General features: G+C 70.1%; 13 protein-coding genes. 8 read left to right on the plus strand and 5 right to left on the minus strand.

The genetic code is table 11. The features are described 5' to 3' along the window. Window positions 1-178: 178 nt before the first annotated feature. Complete coding sequence (oxc, locus tag J2X36_RS02555) at window positions 179-1,954, minus strand: oxalyl-CoA decarboxylase (RefSeq protein ID WP_310345798.1); 1,776 nt, start codon at window positions 1,952-1,954, stop codon at window positions 179-181. Window positions 1,955-2,415: 461 nt separating this feature from the next. Here oxc and J2X36_RS02560 point away from each other — a divergent pair, with 461 nt between their 5' ends. From J2X36_RS02560 to J2X36_RS02575, 4 genes are all read left to right on the plus strand, one after another. Further along, the gene (locus tag J2X36_RS02560) at window positions 2,416-3,261 is read left to right on the plus strand and encodes a transglutaminase family protein (protein WP_310345801.1); all 846 of its coding nucleotides are present in this window, start codon (window positions 2,416-2,418) and stop codon (window positions 3,259-3,261) included. 108 nt (window positions 3,262-3,369) lie between these two features. After that, complete coding sequence (locus J2X36_RS02565; RefSeq protein WP_310345803.1) at window positions 3,370-6,018, plus strand: MGH1-like glycoside hydrolase domain-containing protein; 2,649 nt, start codon at window positions 3,370-3,372, stop codon at window positions 6,016-6,018. Between the two features lie 78 nt (window positions 6,019-6,096). After that, window positions 6,097-6,249, plus strand: a complete 153-nt coding sequence (locus tag J2X36_RS02570) for a hypothetical protein (protein WP_165937845.1) — start codon at window positions 6,097-6,099, stop codon at window positions 6,247-6,249. A 175-nt stretch (window positions 6,250-6,424) separates the two neighbouring features. Beyond that, a complete protein-coding gene (locus J2X36_RS02575; RefSeq protein ID WP_165937846.1) occupies window positions 6,425-6,598 on the plus strand; it encodes a hypothetical protein in 174 nt (57 codons plus the stop codon). 7 nt (window positions 6,599-6,605) lie between these two features. On the opposite strand, the gene J2X36_RS02580 is transcribed toward J2X36_RS02575, so the two are convergent. Further along, window positions 6,606-7,523 (minus strand): DUF4399 domain-containing protein, encoded by a 918-nt coding sequence (locus tag J2X36_RS02580; protein ID WP_310345807.1) that lies wholly within the window; start codon window positions 7,521-7,523, stop codon window positions 6,606-6,608. A 366-nt stretch (window positions 7,524-7,889) separates the two neighbouring features. On the opposite strand from J2X36_RS02580, the gene J2X36_RS02585 reads away from it, so the two are divergent. Then, window positions 7,890-9,611: an SUMF1/EgtB/PvdO family nonheme iron enzyme gene (locus tag J2X36_RS02585; protein WP_310345809.1), complete on the plus strand. Its 1,722-nt coding sequence runs from the start codon at window positions 7,890-7,892 to the stop codon at window positions 9,609-9,611. A 19-nt stretch (window positions 9,612-9,630) separates the two neighbouring features. Here the strand turns inward: J2X36_RS02585 and J2X36_RS02590 are convergent, their stop codons facing one another. Further along, the gene (locus J2X36_RS02590) at window positions 9,631-10,326 is read right to left on the minus strand and encodes a Crp/Fnr family transcriptional regulator (protein ID WP_310345810.1); all 696 of its coding nucleotides are present in this window, start codon (window positions 10,324-10,326) and stop codon (window positions 9,631-9,633) included. Between the two features lie 206 nt (window positions 10,327-10,532). On the opposite strand from J2X36_RS02590, the gene J2X36_RS02595 reads away from it, so the two are divergent. Genes J2X36_RS02595 through J2X36_RS02605 form a run of 3 tightly spaced genes read left to right on the plus strand, consistent with a single transcriptional unit; the run spans window position 10,533 to window position 14,375 of the window. Beyond that, window positions 10,533-12,845 (plus strand): ATP-binding protein, encoded by a 2,313-nt coding sequence (locus J2X36_RS02595; RefSeq protein WP_310345813.1) that lies wholly within the window; start codon window positions 10,533-10,535, stop codon window positions 12,843-12,845. Further along, complete coding sequence (locus tag J2X36_RS02600; RefSeq protein ID WP_132256306.1) at window positions 12,842-13,213, plus strand: response regulator; 372 nt, start codon at window positions 12,842-12,844, stop codon at window positions 13,211-13,213. The genes J2X36_RS02595 and J2X36_RS02600 overlap by 4 nt, the downstream gene beginning before the upstream one ends. Before the next feature lie 16 nt (window positions 13,214-13,229). Next, entirely contained in the window at window positions 13,230-14,375 is a 1,146-nt protein-coding gene (locus tag J2X36_RS02605) for a response regulator (RefSeq protein ID WP_310345816.1), read from the plus strand. Window positions 14,376-14,385: 10 nt separating this feature from the next. On the opposite strand, the gene J2X36_RS02610 is transcribed toward J2X36_RS02605, so the two are convergent. Both J2X36_RS02610 and J2X36_RS02615 read right to left on the minus strand, forming a co-directional pair. Continuing rightward, entirely contained in the window at window positions 14,386-15,744 is a 1,359-nt protein-coding gene (locus tag J2X36_RS02610) for an HlyD family type I secretion periplasmic adaptor subunit (protein WP_310345819.1), read from the minus strand. A gap of 25 nt (window positions 15,745-15,769) precedes the next feature. Next, window positions 15,770-17,470: a type I secretion system permease/ATPase gene (locus J2X36_RS02615; RefSeq protein WP_310345822.1), complete on the minus strand. Its 1,701-nt coding sequence runs from the start codon at window positions 17,468-17,470 to the stop codon at window positions 15,770-15,772. Window positions 17,471-17,673: the final 203 nt, after the last annotated feature.

A 17,673-nucleotide genomic window follows, 5' to 3' on the forward strand; every position in this document is an offset into this window, starting at 1 on the left:
GGTCTCGCGAGCGCCGGCTCGAGGAAGCTTTGACGGGGCGATCCGGCAAGAGCCCCCGGCCAGGGGCTCCGGCTCCGAACCGGCTCCGAAGCGGAAAAGGGCTGCGGCGGGCTCGTCCGAGCCTGCCGCAGCCCTTGCATCCTGCCGGATCGCCGGCGATGTCGGATCGGTGAAGAGCTTACTTCTTCTTCTTCACCGTGCTCTGCGGGTTGAGGCTGCCGATGTTGCCGCTCTCGGTCCCGGCATTCGGGTCGATCACGGCGTTGATGAGGGTCGGCTTCCCCGAATCCATCGCCTCGTTGACGGCGCGGGCGAGCTCGTCCGGCGTCGTCGCGTTGACGCCGATGCCGCCGAAGGCTTCCATCATCTTGTCGTAGCGGGAATCCTTCACGAACACCGTCGTGCCGGGATCGCGGCCGGTCGGGTCGGTGTCGGTGCCGCGATAGATGCCGTTGTTGTTGAAGATCACGATGCAGACCGGAAGGTTGTACCGGCAGATCGTCTCGACCTCCATGCCCGAGAAGCCGAAGGCGCTGTCACCCTCGACCGCGAGAACCGGCTTACCGGTCTCGACGGCGGCGGCGATGGCGAAGCCCATGCCGATGCCCATCACGCCCCAGGTGCCGACGTCCAGGCGCTTGCGCGGCTGGTACATGTCGATGACGCTGCGGGCGAGATCGAGGGTGTTGGCGCCCTCGTTGACGAGGATCGCGTCCGGCCGCTCCTTGATGATCGTGCGCAGCGCTCCGAGCGCGCCGTGGAAATCCATCGGCGTCGAGTTCTTGAGGAGCTTGGCCGACATCTTGGACAGGTTCGCGTCCTTGCGAGCCTTGATGCCGTCCGTCCACTCGGCGGGCGGAGCCTTCCAGTCGTCACCCATGCCCTCGAGCAGCGCCGAGACGCAGGAGCCGATGTCGCCGACGAGCGGGGCGACGATCTCGACGTTCGAGTCCATCTCCTTCGGCTCGATGTCGATCTGGATGAACTTCTTCGAGCCCGGCTCGCCCCAGGTCTTGCCCTTGCCGTGCGACAGAAGCCAGTTGAGGCGGGCGCCGACCAGAACGACGACGTCGGCATCCTTGAGCACCATCGAGCGGGCGGCGCCGGCCGACTGCTCGTGCGTGTCGGGCAGGAGACCCTTGGCCATGCTCATCGGCACGTAGGGGATGCCGCTCCGCTCGACGAGGGCGCGGACCTCCTCGTCGGCCTGCGCGTAGGCCGCGCCCTTGCCGAGCACGATGAGGGGGCGCTTGGCGCCCTTGAGCACGTCGAGGGCGCGCTTGACGGCGGCGGGAGCGGGAAGCTGGGCCGGGGCCGGATCGATCACCTTGACGAGGGACTTGGCGCCGGTCTCGGCGTCGATCACCTGCGAGAAGAGCTTGGCCGGGAGATCGAGGTAGACGCCGCCCGGACGGCCCGAGCAGGCCGCGCGGATGGCGCGTGCCACGCCGATGCCGATGTCGGCGGCGTGGAGCACACGGAACGCCGCCTTGCAGAGGGGCTTGGCGATGGCGAGCTGGTCCATCTCCTCGTAGTCGCCCTGCTGAAGGTCGACGATCTCACGCTCGGAGGAGCCCGAGATGAGGATCATCGGGAAGCAGTTCGTGGTGGCGTTGGCGAGCGCGGTCAAGCCGTTGAGGAAGCCCGGCGCCGACACGGTGAGGCAGATGCCGGGCTTCTTGGTGAGAAAGCCCGCGATCGCGGCCGCATTGCCCGCGTTCTGCTCGTGACGGAACGAGATCACGCGCATGCCCTCGGCCTGGGCCATGCGGCCGAGATCGGTGATCGGGATGCCGGGGACGCCGTAGATCGTATCGATACCGTTGAGCTTCAGCGCGTCGATGACGAGGTGAAAGCCGTCGGTTTGCTCCGGCCCGGTATCCTCAGCATTGGTCACGCTCTCGGCGTTGAACTCCGACTCGGTGAACGACTGGTCCGTGGTGTTCCTGTCCATGACCGCTTCCTCCGACTTCCCTAGGCTTTGTTTCAGTTTCGGTTCGCGGCTGCCCTTCGGGGCCGTTGCCGCCATCTCGCCGAGCGCGCCCGCACGTGGCGTTCGGCCCGTCGGGCCCGATGGCGGCCGGCCTTGCCGGAAATCCGCCCCAGTCCCGGATCAATCCTGCCCGTATCAGCCACGCTGAACCGGGTTCTTCTCGTTCGTTACGGCAGGGCTGGCATACCAAATACCAAATTGGCTGTCAAACACGGATCGACTGCCCTCGGCCCTCTTCGGGAAACGCGGTCAGAAGCTTTCGGGCACCGGTTATCGGCCGGTCCGGGCGAGCGTGGAGCAGGGCGGGTCGAATCGATTGCCCGCAATTCGTGCAGGTTCAACCAATATCTGGGCAGTTACGGCGGGAACGTTCGCGCGTCCGGATGTTTAAGGGCTTAACATGAATTGATGAAGCAACGATCATGCGCATCCGCACCGGCTACACCATCGCCTTTGACACATTCGGCCCGACGCCGAAGCTGCTCCTTCTCAACGTGCGGCCCGAGCGTCGCCGGGACCTCGTGACGCCGGAGCGGATCACGTTCGACCCGCCGGTCGAAGCGCGCCAGCACCTCGATGAGTTCGGCAACGTGCGCACGCGCATTCTCGCCCCCGCCGGGCGCATCACGATGTCGGCCGATTTTCTAATCGACGATTGCGGCGAGCCCGATATCGTCGCCGCCGATGCGAGGCAGATCCCGGTGCAGGACCTGCCGGACGACGTGCTGGTGTACCTGCTCGGCTCCCGCTACTGTGATACGGACAAGCTGTCGAACACGGCTTGGCAACTCTTCGGGAACGCGCCCGAGGGCTGGGGCCGGGTCCAGGCCATCGTCGATTACGCGCACGAGCGCATCCGGTTCGACTATCAGCAGGCCGACTCGACCCGCTCGGCCCATGATGGCCACAGCCAACAGGTCGGCGTCTGCCGCGACTTTGCGCATCTCGCGATCACGCTCTGCCGCTGCATGAACATCCCGGCGCGCTACGCGACGGGCTATCTCGGAGACATCGGCATTCCGCCCGTGCCGGACCCGATGGATTTCTCCGCGTGGTTCGAGGTCTATCTGAACGGTCCGCAGGGCCCGCGCTGGTACACGTTCGATGCCCGCCACAACACGCCGCGCATCGGGCGCATCGTGATGGCCTACGGACGGGACGCCACGGATTGCGCCATCACCACGAGCTTCGGCCCCGCGCCGCTTGCGACCTTCGAGGTCCATACCGACGAGGTCGATGCGGCGTTCCTTCTCGGGCAGGCTGCCTGAACGCCCGACCGGACCGGGGCGGCTCGACTATCCCGCTGACCGCCGCCGGACCGGCTTGGCGCTGAAGATGCATTGCCCTGAGGCCCGGCAACGGCTGAAGGGATCATCGTGGACGAGGTGGATCGTTGGGCCGAGCGGCGGCGCATCGCCGAGCAGGGGCGGGGCGAGCGGCCGTGGTGGCTCTGGGGGCCGTATCTCAGCGAGCGGCAATGGGGCACTGTCCGCGAGGATTACAGCGGCGACGGCAATGCGTGGCGCTCCGTCTCCCACGAGGCGGCGCGCTCCCGCGCCTATCGCTGGGGCGAGGACGGAATCGCAGGTCTGAGCGACGACCACGGCCTGATGTGCCTGTCGCTCGCCCTCTGGAACGGGCAGGACCGCATCCTGAAGGAGCGCCTGTTCGGGCTCACGAACGAGGAGGGCAACCACGGCGAGGACGTCAAGGAGATCTATCACTACCTCGACGCGGTCCCGAGCCACGCCTACCTCAAGGTCCTCTATCGCTACCCGCAAACCCCCTTTCCCTATGCGGAGATCGTGGAGGAGAGCTGGCGGCGGGGCCGCCGCGAGCCGGAATACGAGATCGAGGACACCGGCGCCTTCGCGGAGAGCCGATTCTTCGACGTCGTCGTCGAGTACGCCAAGGAGGATGTCGACGACATCCATATGGTGGTCACGGCCCTGAACCGGGGCCCGGAGGCGGCCGACCTCCACCTCGTGCCCCAGATCTGGTTTCGCAACACGTGGTCCTGGCGCGATGGTGAGGATGCGTCCCGCCCGGTTCTGCGGCGCGAGCACGACCATGTCGCCTGCGAGCATCCGCGGCTCGGCTCCTATCGCCTGACCTTCGCCGGTGACCCAACCCTGCTGTTCTGCGAGAACGAGACGAACCGGCGCCTGCACGGGGGCGATCCCGACGCTGCGGGCCCCTTCAAGGACGGGATCAACGCGCATCTCGTCGAGGGTGCGCGGGACGCCGTCGCGGAGGATTCCGGCACCAAGCTCGGCTTGCACTACGCCGTCCGCCTCCGCCCCGGCGAGACGGCAACGGTGCGGCTACGCCTCGCCTGCGGGCGGCGGCCGCAACCGGTCGATATGGACGATGCCCTGCTCCGACGCCGGATCGCGGAGGCCGACGCCTTCTACGACCTTCTGCAGGACGGGCTCGCCGATGAGGACCGCCGCCGCATCTTCCGGCAGGCCGCCGCAGGGTTGATCTGGTCGAAGCAGCTCTACCGCTACGATGTTCGCCTCTGGCTCAAGGGCGATCCCCGCATGCCCGCCCCTCCCCGGGAGCGCGAGGGCGGCCGCAACGCGGTCTGGGGCCATTTCGCGGCTGCCGACGTCCTCTCGATGCCGGACAAATGGGAATATCCCTGGTTCGCGGCCTGGGACCTCGCCTTCCACTGCCTGCCGCTCGCGGTGCTCGACCCGGATTTCGCCAAGGCCCAGCTGCTGCTCCTGACCCGCGAATGGTACATGCACCCGAACGGGCAGCTTCCCGCCTACGAGTGGGAATTCGGTGACACGAACCCGCCGGTCCATGCCTGGGCGACCTTCCGGGTCTTCGAGATCGACCGGGCACGCCGCGGCGGGCGGGGCGACCTCGCCTTCCTTGAGGGCGTGTTCCACAAGCTCCTGATCAACTTCACGTGGTGGGTGAACCGCAAGGACGCGACCGGCCGGAACGTCTTCCAGGGCGGCTTCCTCGGCCTCGACAATGTCGGCGTGTTCGACCGCTCGCGGCCCCCGCCCGGCTTCGGCATCGTCCATCAGGCGGACGGCACCGCCTGGATGGCGATGTACGCCCTCAACATGATGCGCATCGCGCTGGAGCTCGCCCTCCACAACGACGTCTACGAGAGCACCGCCTCGAAGTTCTTCGAGCATTTCCTCCTCATCGCCGAGGCGATGACCGACATGGGCGGCGAGGGCTTCGGCCTGTGGGACGAGGAGGACGAGTTCTACTACGACGAGGTCGACATGGCGGACGGCCGGATGATTCCGCTGCGCGTCCGCTCGATGGTCGGCCTCGTGCCCCTCTTCGCCGTCGAGGTGATCGATCCGGGCGTGATGGCCCGCCTGCCCGATTTCGCGCGGCGCCTGCGCTGGGTGCTGGAGAACCGCCCGCACCTCGCCCGCCTCGTCTCCCGCTGGAACGAGGGCGGCGTCGGCGACCGCAAGCTCCTGTCGCTGCTGCGCGGGCACCGGATGAAGGCGCTCCTGCGCCGCGTGCTCGACGAGAGCGAGTTTCTGTCGCCCTTCGGCGTGCGCTCCCTCTCGAAGGCGCATCAGGAGCATCCCTTCGCCCTCAACGAGCTCGGCGCCTCCTTCACCGTGGCCTACGACCCTGCCGATTCGACCTCCAACATGTTCGGCGGCAACTCGAATTGGCGCGGGCCGGTCTGGATGCCGATGAACTACCTCATCATCGAGGCCCTGCGCCGCTTCCACGCCTATTACGGCGACGAGTTCGTGATCGAGTACCCGACCGGCTCCGGCACCCTGCTGACCTTGAACGCGATCGCCGACGCGCTGGAGGATCGGTTGATCGCGCTCTTCACCCGGGACGCGGCGGGCGGGCGCCCGTATCGGGGCGGGCGCCCGCCCATCGACGCAGGCGCCGGGGGCGACGACCCGCTCCTGTTCCACGAATTCTTCGACGGCGAGACCGGGCGCGGCCTCGGCGCCTCGCACCAGACCGGATGGACGGCGCTCGTCATGAACCTTCTTCTCTCGCAGGCGGGGCGCAGCTGACGCCCGGGCCGGGTGTGAGTTCCGTCACGGTTCCGCGGCGCGCGTTGGGGGAAGCTCGCTCCAATCGGAGCGCGTCCCATGTCGCGTCGCATCCTCAGCCTGATGGCCCTCCTCCTCGTCACGGACGCGATCGTCGTGCACGGGCGCGGCCCCCGCCCCTCCCAGATCGTCTCGCCCGATGCGGGCGAGACCGCGCGGCTCGGCCGGCAATACGTCCTCCCGCGCACTTGATCTCAACGGGTCAGGCTGAGGGCTGCGACGTGTCCCATGTATCCATGACGATGATGCGAGCGTGATCTCGATCACGGTTCGCGATCGGCAGGAATCCTACAGGTTCGGCGAGATCCGAGAGCGGATTTCTCTTCGCGGCAGCAGCCTCGAAGATCACGAACCTCAGGATTCCGCCATGATGAAGTGTCTCGTCATCGCCGTCGCCCTGCTGGCGACGATGGTCATCGTCCGCGCGAGCATGCTCGCGGCGCCGGCGCGGGTGCCGGTCAGGGCGACCTCCGGCATCGACATCCGCGAGATGACGGTGCGGTCGAACCTCCCGCCCTCCGACCCGTACGACGCGTTCTGACCGGCGCTCAACGGTCGCGATGGCGCGCCACCCGCGGCCGGCGCCCGTTGCGGGTGACGAGGACCTTGATCGTCTCGGACATCACCGGAGGCACGTGCGGGACGTGGTCGGCATCGGCCAGCACCAGCTGCAGGGTGTGGGTGCCGAGCGGAAGCGTCACCTGTGCCTCCGTCTGCCCGAGACCGAAATGCAGGTGATTGAAATCGTTCGGGATGCGCTCGTCGGGGGAGCGCAGGGGCGCGTCGATCAGCAGGTGGTGATGGCCGGTATTCGCCTTGTCGAACCCGGCCGGGGCGACGCCCATCCCCACGAGGCCGAAGCGGACCGTCACCTTGCGGGGGACCACGGCGCCGTTGCGCGGCTGCACGAAATAGACCCGGGCGCCGGGCGGAGAGGCGTGGCGCGCGGCTGGCGCCGCGGCCTGGGTGCCCGCAGCCGGCGCCTCGACGACCCGCACCTTCACCACCTCCGACAGGACCGGCGGATTGTGGGGGATATGGTCCTTGTCGGCGAGCAGGAGCTGCAGCGTGTGATCGCCCGGCGTCAGCTCGATCTCCGCCTCGGTCTGGCCGGCGCCGAAATGCAGGTGGTTGAAGTCGTTCGGGATGGGCCTGTCGAGGGGCGGTGTAGGCACGTCGACGAGGATGTGGTGGTGGCCTGCGTTCATGCGCTCCGACCCTGCCGGGGCGACGCCCATGTTGCGCAGCCCGAACCGGATCATCGGCTTGCGGGGCAGGATGCTGCCGTCCTTGATGTCGATGAAGTACACGGCCGCACCGGGCGCGGAGGGCGTCGGCCCCCCCTTCCTGTCGCCCTGGGCCGGCTGCGCGGCCACCGCCTGCGTCAGCGCGACGAGCGCGCCGAGCCGGCAGATCCAGGTTTGGTACGCTCGAACCCGGTGGGTCGAGGCCGTTGCGCCGCCCATCGTCGCCCTCCCGTCAGGCATCGCGTCACCGCAGCCGAATAGGCGCACGATCTCCTGCCCGCCGCCGACCCGCAAAAACGAGCTAGAGCGCCTCTAAAAAGGTGATTCGCTAGCCCGAAAGATGCAGCGTGCGGTCAATGACCAAGAGAATACATGCCACAATGATTTGCAACGGCTACGGTTTGCTTTGGCGCTCGCGTGCTATACCGGACAGTAGTCGAGATCGGTCAAGCTCATGATTTTGGATTGACGCCGATGCGCGATTTACTTTTCCGCGACAGACGCGTCCGGCAGGATCTGATGATGCGCGGCAGCCCTTCCGGTCAGATCCGGCGATTGCGTGGCGCTGGCCGGGCGGGACGCGGCGTGCTGCTTCTCGCGTGCCTGGCCGCCATCGTCCTCCCGCTCGTCCCGCTGCCGGCCTGCGCGCAGGCGACGATCGGGGCCGGGCGCCGTTTCGCGCTCCTCATCGCGAATGCGCGCTACCCCGACGCGAAGGCGCCGCTCGCCGCGATCGGCCGGGACGCGCGTCTGCTGGCCGACGAATTGCGGCGGCACGAATTCGACGTGGACTTGCGGGAGAACGTCACCCGCGAGGACATGCAGGCCGTCCTCGACGGCTTCTACGGCAAGATCAACGCCGGCTCCGCCGCCTTCCTCTATTTCGGCGGCTACGGCATTCAGGTGAACCGGCAGACCTTCCTGTTGCCCGTCAACGCGCAGGTCTGGTCCGAGACGGAGGTGCGCAAGGACGGGATCAGCCTCGACGGCGTGCTGGCCGAGATGAACCGGCGCGGGGCCCGGGTGAAGATCGCCGTCGTCGACGCGGCCCGGGAAAACCCCTACGAGCGCCGTTTCCGCGCCTCCTGGGCGGGGCTCGCCCCCGTCGATACGCCGGAGGGCACCCTCGTCCTGCTCGCCGCCCCGCCCGGCAAGCTGGTGCGCGAGCCGACCGCCGAGCCGAGCCTGTTCATGGGCGAGCTCGTGAAGGAACTGCGCACCCCGAACCTCAGCGCCGAGGAGGCCTTCGCACACACGCGAATGGGCGTGTCGCGGGCCTCGAACACCGAACAGGTGCCCTGGGTGTCCTCGTCCCTGATCGAGGAATTCCATGTCGCCAAGCCGAGCGCGGGGGCCGCATCCCAGCCGGATCTCGCGCCCGTGCGGGTCCCGCGCGCCCGGACGACGGCCCTGAACGCCCCTCCGGCCGCCGCGCCCCCACCCGCCCCCGCCCCCCAGCCCGCTCCGGCCCTCCCGCCTCCGGCGGCGGCCGCACCCGTGCCCCCGCCGCCTCCCGCCGCCGCCCCCGCGCCAGCCCCAGTCCAGGCGACGGCGGCGATCTCGCCGCCCGCCGGGCCCGCGAAGGCAGCCCCGCAGCGGGGCGAGACCCTGCGGGATTGCGGCGACTGCCCCGAGATGGTCGTGGTGCCGGCGGGCAGCTTCGAGATGGGCTCCGCCTCCACCCCCTTCGACCGACCGGTCCACAAGGTCACGATCACCAAGCCCTTCGCGATGTCGGCGACCGAGATCACGGTCGACCAGTGGAACCAGTGCGTCGAGGGCGGCGCCTGCAAGTACCGGCCGCCCCCGGGGGGCTCCGGCGCCCGGCCGATCACGAACGTGAGCTGGTACGACGCCAAGGACTATGTCGGCTGGCTCTCGGGCCGGACGCGCCAGGGCTACCGCCTGCCGAGCGAAGCGGAATGGGAATACGCCGCCCGCGGCGGCGCCCGCACCGCCTATGCCTGGGGGGCGCAGGTCGGCGCCGGCAAGGCGAATTGCCGCGAGTGCCGCCCCGGCCAGGACGAGCAGCTCCTCGACGCGGCCCGCTTCGCGCCGAACGGGTTCGGCCTGTTCGACATGGCCGGAAACGCGGCCGAATGGGTCGAGGATTGCTGGAACGACGATTACCGGAACGCCCCTGCCGACGGGAGCGCGTGGCTGCGCGGCGGCTGCGGCCAGCGCGTCCTGCGCGGCGGCTCCTTCGACAGTTCCGCGTCCTACGTGAAGCCGAGCGCCCGGTTCCGCTACGACGCGGACGTCCGCTACTACGCGAACGGCTTCCGCGTGGTGCGCGCCCTGCCGTGAGCGCGGGCGGCCCCGCCCCTCACCAGCCCTCCTCGTCCTCGTCGAGGAGGGCGGCCTCGCGCGAGAGCGCAGCCTTGTCGCGCAGCATGATGCGGCCGCGCCGGAGGTCGAGATGACCGGCCCGGCGCCACGCCTGGAGTTGGCGGTTCACGCTCTCGCGGGTGCTGCCCACATAGGCGCCGAGCTGCTCCTGCGAGATCTGGATCTCGCTGCCGAAATCCGCCGCCAGCACCGTCAGGCGTCGGGCGAGCCGGGTCGAGAGCGGCAGCACCGTCATCTCGTTCATCTGGCCCGCGATGTATCGGACCCGGGCGCAGAGGAGTTCGATGAGCTTGATCGCGATGCCGGGCTCCCGGCCGAGATAGGCGAGGAGGTCGGCCCGGCGCAGGACGAAGAGGTCGGTCGGCTCCACCGCGACCGCGTCCGCCGTGCGGGGCCGCCCGTCGAGGAGCGCGATCTCGCCGAACACGTCGCCGGAGCCGAGGGTGTTGAGCACGATCCGCTTGCCCGACGCGGTGCCGGTCTCGATCCGCACCTCGCCCCGGCGGATGCCGTAGAGCGCGTCGCCGGGATCGTGCTCGCGGAACAGCACGTCGCCCGCCCGCAGCGAGCGCGTCGTGCTCATGGCGGCGAGCGTGGCCGCGATCTCGGGCCCGAGATCCGCGAAGAGCGGGTTGAGGCGCAGCAGCACCCCGAAATCCGCACCCTTGCTCATGGCGGTCCGCCCCGCGGGGATCCGGGCGATTCCCGGCGGCCGAGCCTAGGAACGGGATGCCCTCCCCTCCTTCACGAATGTTATTTTTCGGGCGGACCGCCGAGGCCGACAGTCGTGGGACGGCGCGATGGCCGGTACCGGGCGGAGGAGGACATGAGAGGCGCGCGCGCACCCGGCTTGCCGCGCCGCTCCGACGAGGCCTCCGCATGAGCCTGCGCGCCCGCCTCTCAGCGAGATTTCCCGACCGTCTGCCGTGGCATCGCAGCCTGTTCCGGAAATACGTGCTGACCCTCGTCAGCCTCGTCGCCCTCGTGCTCTCGATCAATGCCGGGGTCGAGACCTGGATCCTCTACCGCGAGACGGTGCGGTCCGTGGCACGCGCGCAGGGCGAGTACGCGCAGGAGGCAGAGCGATCGGTCGAGGCGGCCCTCGGCGAGATCGAGCGGCAGGTCAGCTGGGTGACGCGGGCGAGTGCCGTCACGCTGCAGCAGCACCGGGACGATTACGAGCTCCTGCTGCAGCAGGCTCCGGGCGTTCTGACACTGGCCTTCATCGACGCCTCGGGCCGCGTGCAGGTTCGCTCCGGCCGACCCGGCGGCGCGGCGGCCGGCGAGCCGTTGCCGACGCGACCCGGCTTCGCGAAGCCCGTATTCCGGGACGGAAGGTCGCTCGCCGCGCTCGTCGTCTCCCATGCCTGGCCAGAACAGGCCGTCACCGTCGCCGAGGTCGGCCTCGAGCCGCTCGCCGACGCCCTTCCCGCCGCCACGCCCGGCAGCGGGAGCTACGCCTACCTCGTCGACACGGATGGCCGGGTCCTCGGGCGCACGGCGGCGAGCCCCGTCGCGGTCGGCGCGGAGGTTGCGCGTGCGGAGGCGGCCGGGGCGGAGGCCGGCGGGTTCGGCCGGAGCCCCGACGGGCGGGCGGTGCTGCGGACTCTCAGGCCCGTCGCGGCCCTGCCCGCAGGGATCGTGGTGGAGCAGCCCCTGCCGGAGGCGCTCGCGCCGATCCGCGAACTCCTGCTCCGCCTTGCCTGGCTCTTCGCCTTCGGCCTCGTGGTGGCGATCTGCGCGAGCCTCGTGCTGGCCCGCCGCATGGTCGTGCCGATCCGGGCGCTCCACGCGGGTGCCGAGCATCTCGCAGCGAACCGGTTCGACCACCGCATCGCAATCCGGACCGGCGACGAGTTCGAGGCGCTCGCCGACAGCTTCAACCGCATGGCGGACGAGCTGTCCGGCTCCTACGGGCGGCTCGAGGTCGAGATCGAGAAGCGCACCCGCGACCTCGCGCGCTCGGTCAGCGAGCTGCGGGCGCTGGAGGAGACGGGGCGGGCGATCGTCGGGTCGCTGGACCTCGGCGCCGTGACGGCCGCCATCGCCGCCCGCGCCTCCGCCCTCACGGGCGCGCGGACGATTCTCGTCTATCTTCGGGACGAGGCCGGCGGTGTTGACGGCCTCGCCGCCGCGCAGGGCGTCCCCGACGCGGCGCGGGCGGCGGTCGCCGAACTCGCGCCGGCTGCCATGCCGGGTTCGGACGCCGCCACGCGCGGCCCGCTGGCCATTCCCGACCTCTCCGAGGCCGCGTGGTTCCCGGGTCGCGCGGCGATGCGCGAAGCCGGTCTCTCGTCCGGCCTCGCCCTGCCGCTCTCGGATGCCGAGGGGGCCCTCGGCCTCGTCCTCGTGCTCCGAGCCGAGCCCGGCCCACCGGCCTCGCCGGACGTGATGCAGAGCTTCGCTCACCAAGCGGCGCTCGCGATCCGCAACGCCCGGCTGTTCCAGGAGGTCGACGCCAAGAACCGCGAGCTCGCCGCGGCCGACCGGCACAAGACGCATTTCTTCGCCAACATGAGCCACGAGCTGCGCACGCCGCTCAATGCCGTGCTCGGCTACTCGGAGCTTCTCGTCGACGGCCTCTACGGTCCCTTGAGCGACAAGGCGCTCGACGCGCTGGAGCGCATCCAGATCAACGGCCGGCACCTTCTGAGCCTCATCAACGACGTGCTCGACTTCACCAAGATCGAGGCCGGCTCCCTCACCCTCAGCATGCAGGATTACTCGATGCCGGCGATGATCGAGCAGGTCGTCGCGGCGGCCGCCTCCCTCGCTCACGCGAAGAACCTCGCGCTGACGACCGAGGTCGCGGAGGGCCTGCCCGTCGGCCAGGGCGACGAGCGGCGCCTGACCCAGGTGCTGATGAACCTCGTCGGCAACGCCATCAAGTTCACCGAATCAGGCGAAGTCCGCGTCGCCGCCACGGCCGCGGGCGGGTGGTTCACGGTCAGCGTCACCGATACCGGCCCCGGCATCGCGGCCGCCGATCAGGGCCGCATCTTCGACGAATTCCAGCAGATCGACAGTTCCAGCACGCGCAAGCAGGGCGGCACCGGCCTCGGTCTCTCCATCGCCCGTAAGCTCGTCCTGCTGCATGGCGGGCGCATCGACGTCGAGTCGGAACCCGGCCGCGGCGCCGTCTTCCGGGTCCACCTGCCGGTTCGCGCCAGCGAGGAGAGGCAGGCCGCATGACGAAGCGCATCCTCATCGTCGAGGACACCGAGGACAACCGCCGCATCCTGCGCGACCTCCTCACGGTGGCCGGCTACGACCTCCTGGAGGCGACGGACGGCGGCAGCGGCGTGGCCCTCGCCCTCAAGGAACGGCCCGATCTCGTCCTGATGGACATCCAGCTGCCGGTGCTCGACGGCTACGAGGCGACGCGCCGGCTCAAGGCCGACCCCGCGACGCGCCACATCCCCGTGGTGGCGGTGACCTCCTACGCGCTCTCCGGCGACGAGGGTAAGGCGCTCGACGCCGGCTGCGACGGCTACGTCGCCAAGCCCTTCAGCCCCCGCAAGATCCTCGCGCTCGTGCGCGAGATCCTGCAGGATGCGTGACCCCGGGGGAGAGCCCGTGAGCGCCCGCATCCTCGCCGTCGACGACGCGCCGGAGAACCTGGAGATCCTGCGCATCCGCCTGGAGGCGGCGGGCTACGCGGTCGTCACCGCGGAGGACGGCGAGGCGGGCCTTGCCCGCGCCCGCGAGACGGTGCCGGACCTGATCCTCCTCGACGTGATGATGCCGAAGCTCAGCGGCATCGACGTCCTGCGCATCCTCAAGGAGGACGAGCGGCTGCGCTTCGTTCCCGTGATCCTGCTGACCGCCCGCGCCGAGACCCGCGACGTGGTGGCGGGGCTCGACGCGGGCGGCGACGACTACCTCGCCAAGCCCTACGAGCACGCCGCCCTGATGGCGCGGGTGCGCGCGATGCTGCGCCTCAAGGCCCTCACCGACACCGTGCGGCGCCAGGCCGAGGAACTGGAATTCCAGCGGGCGGCGCTCGCTCGCAGCAACGCGGACCTCGAGACCCGCATCGCCGAGCAGGTGGCGGAGATCGAGCGGATCGGGCGTCTGCGCCGGTTCCTCTCGCCACAGATCGCCGATCTCGTCGCCGCGTCGGGCACCGAGGCGACGCTTCTGGAGACCCACCGGCGCGAGATCACGGTGGTGTTCTGCGATCTGCGCGGCTTCACGGCCTTCACGGACACGGCGGCGCCCGAGGACGCGCTCGAGGTTCTGCGCGCCTACCAATCGGTCGTCGGGGCCTGCATCGTCCGGCACGAGGGCACGCTGGAGCATTTCGCGGGCGACGGGATCATGGTCTACTTCAACGATCCCGTGCCCTGCCCCGACCACCCGCACCGCGCGCTCCGGATGGCGCTCGACCTGCGCCAGACCCTCGGGCGCCTCTCGGAAGCCTGGCATCGGCGCGGCTACGAGATCGGCTTCGGCATCGGCATCGCCACAGGCTACGCCACGCTCGGTCAGTTCGGCTTCGAGGGGCGGCGCGAGTACGGGGCGCTCGGCAGCGTCACCAACCTCGCCTCTCGCCTCTGCGACGAGGCGCTTCCGGGCCAGATCCTCATCAGCCAGCGCCTGCAGGCCCTGACCGAGACCGTCGCCGAGACCGAGTGCCTCGGCCCCCTCGCCCTGAAGGGCTTCCACCGCCCCGTGACGGCCTTCGGCCTCCTCGGCTGGCGAGAGGCGGCGGCGGGCTGAGGCGTCCGCCTCACGTCTCCCGCCACGCCTTCGAGATGTGGTCGACGAAGGGCTTCGTCAGGTAGGAGAACACCGTCCGCTCGCCGGTCTGGAGGAAGGCCTCCACCGGCATGCCGGGGATGAGCTGGACCTCGCCGAGGCGCTTGCGCTGCGCCTCGTCGACCCGGATGCGCGCCTTGTAGAAGGACAGACCGGTCTTCTGGTCCTGCGCCACGTCGGCCGCGAGCCGGCTGACGCTGCCCTCGATCTCGGGCGTCGTGTACTGGTTGAGCGCGGAGAAGCGCAGGCGCGCCGGCTGGCCGATCCGCACGGTGTCGATGTCCTTCGGCTGGATCTTCACCTCGACGGTGAGTTCGTCGGCCTCGGGCACGATCAGCATCGCGGGCTCGCTCGGCGTGACGAGGCCGCCCACCGTGTGCACCGTCATCTGGTGGACGATGCCGTCCTGCGGCGCGCGCAGATCCGTGCGGCGCAGGAGGTCGAGGGCTGCCGTCTGCTTCTCCTCGTATTCGGACCATTTGGCGCGAATGTCGGTGAGGTCCTTGTTGACCTCGTTCCGCATGTCCTGGTCGACCTGCATGATCTGCAGCTCGACCTCGTTGATCTTGACTCTGGAGCCTGCGAGCCCTGCGAGCAGTTTGCCGCGGTCGCCCTCGAGGCGCGCCGCCTCGCGCTCCAGATTCGTCAGGCGCGAGATCTGGACGAGGTTCTTCTGCCAGAGCTCGCGGATGCCCTTCAGCTCCATCGTGACCGCGGCGATCTCCTTCGTCTTCGCCGTGATCTGCTCCGTCAGCCCGGCGATCTCCTCGCCGAGCTGGGCGAGGCGCTCGCGGAGCTGGCTCTTCTGGCCGTTGCGGGCCTTCGCGCGGGCGAGGAACAGGCGCGTCTCGCTGTCGATGAGCGTCGCCACCGCCGGGTCGGAGGCGGCGCGGGCCTGAAGGTCGGAGGTGAAGCTGATCGCCATGTCGCCGTCGCGCTCGGCCTCCTCGCGGGCGCGGCGGGCGGCGAGCCTGTCGAGGGCTCTCAGGACGATGTCGAGGCTGGATCGGGCCTGCGTCTCGTCGAGCCGGATCAGGATGTCGCCGGCCTTGACGCGGTCGCCCTCCCGCACCCGCAGCTCGCCGACGATGCCGCCGACCGGGTGCTGAACCTTCTTGACGTCGCTGTCGACGACGAGTTGGCCCGACGTGATCACCGCGCCTCCGATCACGGTCAGGCAGGCCCAGCCGCCCACGCCGCCGACGAGGGCGGTGACGAGGAAGGCGGCTGCGCGGACCTGCCGGCGGATCGCGGCGCGGGCGGCGTTGGCGGCGGGGCGCGCCGGGGTGCGGGCGGGGCCGGTCAGGGTCAGGGTCAGGGTGGTGGGCATCGGTCGCTCTCCTTCGGGGCAGGGGTCAGGCCGAGGCCCGGGCCGGGCGGGCGGACGTCTCGTTGGCGGGGGTGGGTGCCTTCGGCAGATGGCCGGTATGGCGCAGCACGGCCTCCTTCGGACCGAAGGCGACGGAGCGGCCGTCCTCCAGGGCGAGCAGCAGGTCGACGGCTTCGAGCGCGCTCGAGCGATGCGCCACCACCACCACGACGCCGCCCCGCTCGCGCACGCTGCGGATCGCCCGGGTCAGGGCCGCCTCGCCCTCGGCGTCGAGGTTCGCGTTCGGCTCGTCGAGCACGACGAGGAAGGGCGCGCCGTAGAGGGCGCGGGCGAGCCCGATCCGCTGGCGCTGTCCGCCGGAGAGGCCGAGCCCCCCTTCGCCGAGCACCGTCTCGTAGCCCTCCGGCAGGTTCGTCACGAGCTCGTGGATGCCTGCTTCCCGAGCGGCCGCCACGATGTCGGCGCCGCGCGCGTCCGGCTCGAAGCGGGCGATGTTCTGGGCGATCGTGCCGGCGAACAGCGCCACGTCCTGCGGCAGGTAGCCGACGTGGCGACCGAGATCGGCGCTCGCCCACTGGCTGATCGGGGTGCCGTCGAGGCGCACCGCGCCGCGAACCGTCGGCAGCACGCCGACGAGCGCGCGGGACAAGGTCGACTTGCCCGAGCCGCTCGGCCCGATCACGCCGACCGCCTGGCCCGCCCGCAGGGTGAAGCTGACCTCCTTCACGGTGAGCCGGCCCCCGCCCGGGGGCGCCACGCAGACCGCGTCTGCCCTGAGCTGCCGCGAGGGCGCGCCGAGGACGGAACTGCGGCGCTCCTCAGGGACGTTGGCGAGCAGCGCGGTCAGCCGGCCCCAGGCCTGATGGGTGGCGACGACACCCTTCCAGTTCGCGATCATCGAATCGAGGGGAGCGAGCGCACGGCCGAGGAGAATCGATGAGGCGATGACGATGCCGGGCGAGCCCTCGCCGTTGATCACGAGCCAGGCGCCGAGGGCCAGCACGCCCGATTGCAGGGCCATGCGCGTGACCTTCGAGGCGGCGCTGAGGAGCCCCGCCACGTCCGTGACTCGCTGCTGGGACAGGATGTAGCGCTGGTTCGCCTCCTCCCAGCGGGTGGAGAAATGGCCCTGCATGCCCATCGCGACGAGGTTGCGGCCCCGCGCGTGCTCGCTCGCGGCCTTCGACGGACCCCGGGTCAGGCGGTCCGTCGTGACGTTGATGAGGATGAGGAGGACCGAGCCGCCGGCCAGGGCGAGGCCGACGAGGGGATGGAAGAGGAAGCAGACCGCGAAGTAGAGCGGCATGAAGGGCAGGTCGCACAGGGCCGTCGGCCCGGACCCCGAGAGGAAGCCGCGCACCTGGTCGAGGTCGCGCAGGGGCAGGAAGCTCTCGCCCGGCGCTGCGCCCGTGAGCGGCGAGCGCACGACGTACTGGAAGACCCGCGGGCTCAGCGCCTCGTCGATGACCGCGCTGATCCGGGTCAGCATCCGCCCGCGCAGCGATTCGAGTGCGCCCTGGAAGCTGTAGAGGATCAGCGCCAGCAGGAGCAGCGCGACGAGCGAGGGGACGGACCGGCTCGGGATGACGCGGTCGTAGACCTCCAGCATGAAGAACGAGCCCGTGAGGTAGAGCACGTTCACGAGGCCGCTGACGACTGCGAGGCTCGCCAGGGCCGGGCGGCAGCCGGTGAGCGCGGCGGAGAGGTCGGGGGAGAGGGGCTTCATCGTGGACGCTCCCTTGGGCAAGTCGGGACAGGCGTCCTTGGTAGACCTCCGGGCGCCGCCTTCCCTGACGCGGATCACGCTCGGTCCCCGCAGAGAGGGCGGCCGACCCTGCGTGATGCGCCTCACAGTCGGCGCCCCTGAACGGCGCGAGACTGGGGACACAGCAGCAGGAGGCTCCCATGACCCTCGTCGTCCTCGATCCC

Origin of the sequence: Methylobacterium sp. BE186, assembly GCF_031457035.1 — a bacterium.
GTDB lineage: Bacteria > Pseudomonadota > Alphaproteobacteria > Rhizobiales > Beijerinckiaceae > Methylobacterium > Methylobacterium segetis.

Coding starts and splice junctions, on each gene's coding strand:
- oxc (WP_310345798.1), bottom strand. CDS start 1,954: ATGGACAGGAACACCACGGACCAGTCGTTCACCGAGTCGGAGTTCAAC.
- J2X36_RS02600 (WP_132256306.1), top strand. CDS start 12,842: ATGACGAAGCGCATCCTCATCGTCGAGGACACCGAGGACAACCGCCGC.
- J2X36_RS02610 (WP_310345819.1), bottom strand. CDS start 15,744: ATGCCCACCACCCTGACCCTGACCCTGACCGGCCCCGCCCGCACCCCG.
- J2X36_RS02615 (WP_310345822.1), bottom strand. CDS start 17,470: ATGAAGCCCCTCTCCCCCGACCTCTCCGCCGCGCTCACCGGCTGCCGC.
- J2X36_RS02580 (WP_310345807.1), bottom strand. CDS start 7,523: ATGGGCGGCGCAACGGCCTCGACCCACCGGGTTCGAGCGTACCAAACC.
- J2X36_RS02590 (WP_310345810.1), bottom strand. CDS start 10,326: ATGAGCAAGGGTGCGGATTTCGGGGTGCTGCTGCGCCTCAACCCGCTC.
- J2X36_RS02595 (WP_310345813.1), top strand. CDS start 10,533: ATGAGCCTGCGCGCCCGCCTCTCAGCGAGATTTCCCGACCGTCTGCCG.
- J2X36_RS02560 (WP_310345801.1), top strand. CDS start 2,416: ATGCGCATCCGCACCGGCTACACCATCGCCTTTGACACATTCGGCCCG.
- J2X36_RS02575 (WP_165937846.1), top strand. CDS start 6,425: ATGATGAAGTGTCTCGTCATCGCCGTCGCCCTGCTGGCGACGATGGTC.
- J2X36_RS02570 (WP_165937845.1), top strand. CDS start 6,097: ATGTCGCGTCGCATCCTCAGCCTGATGGCCCTCCTCCTCGTCACGGAC.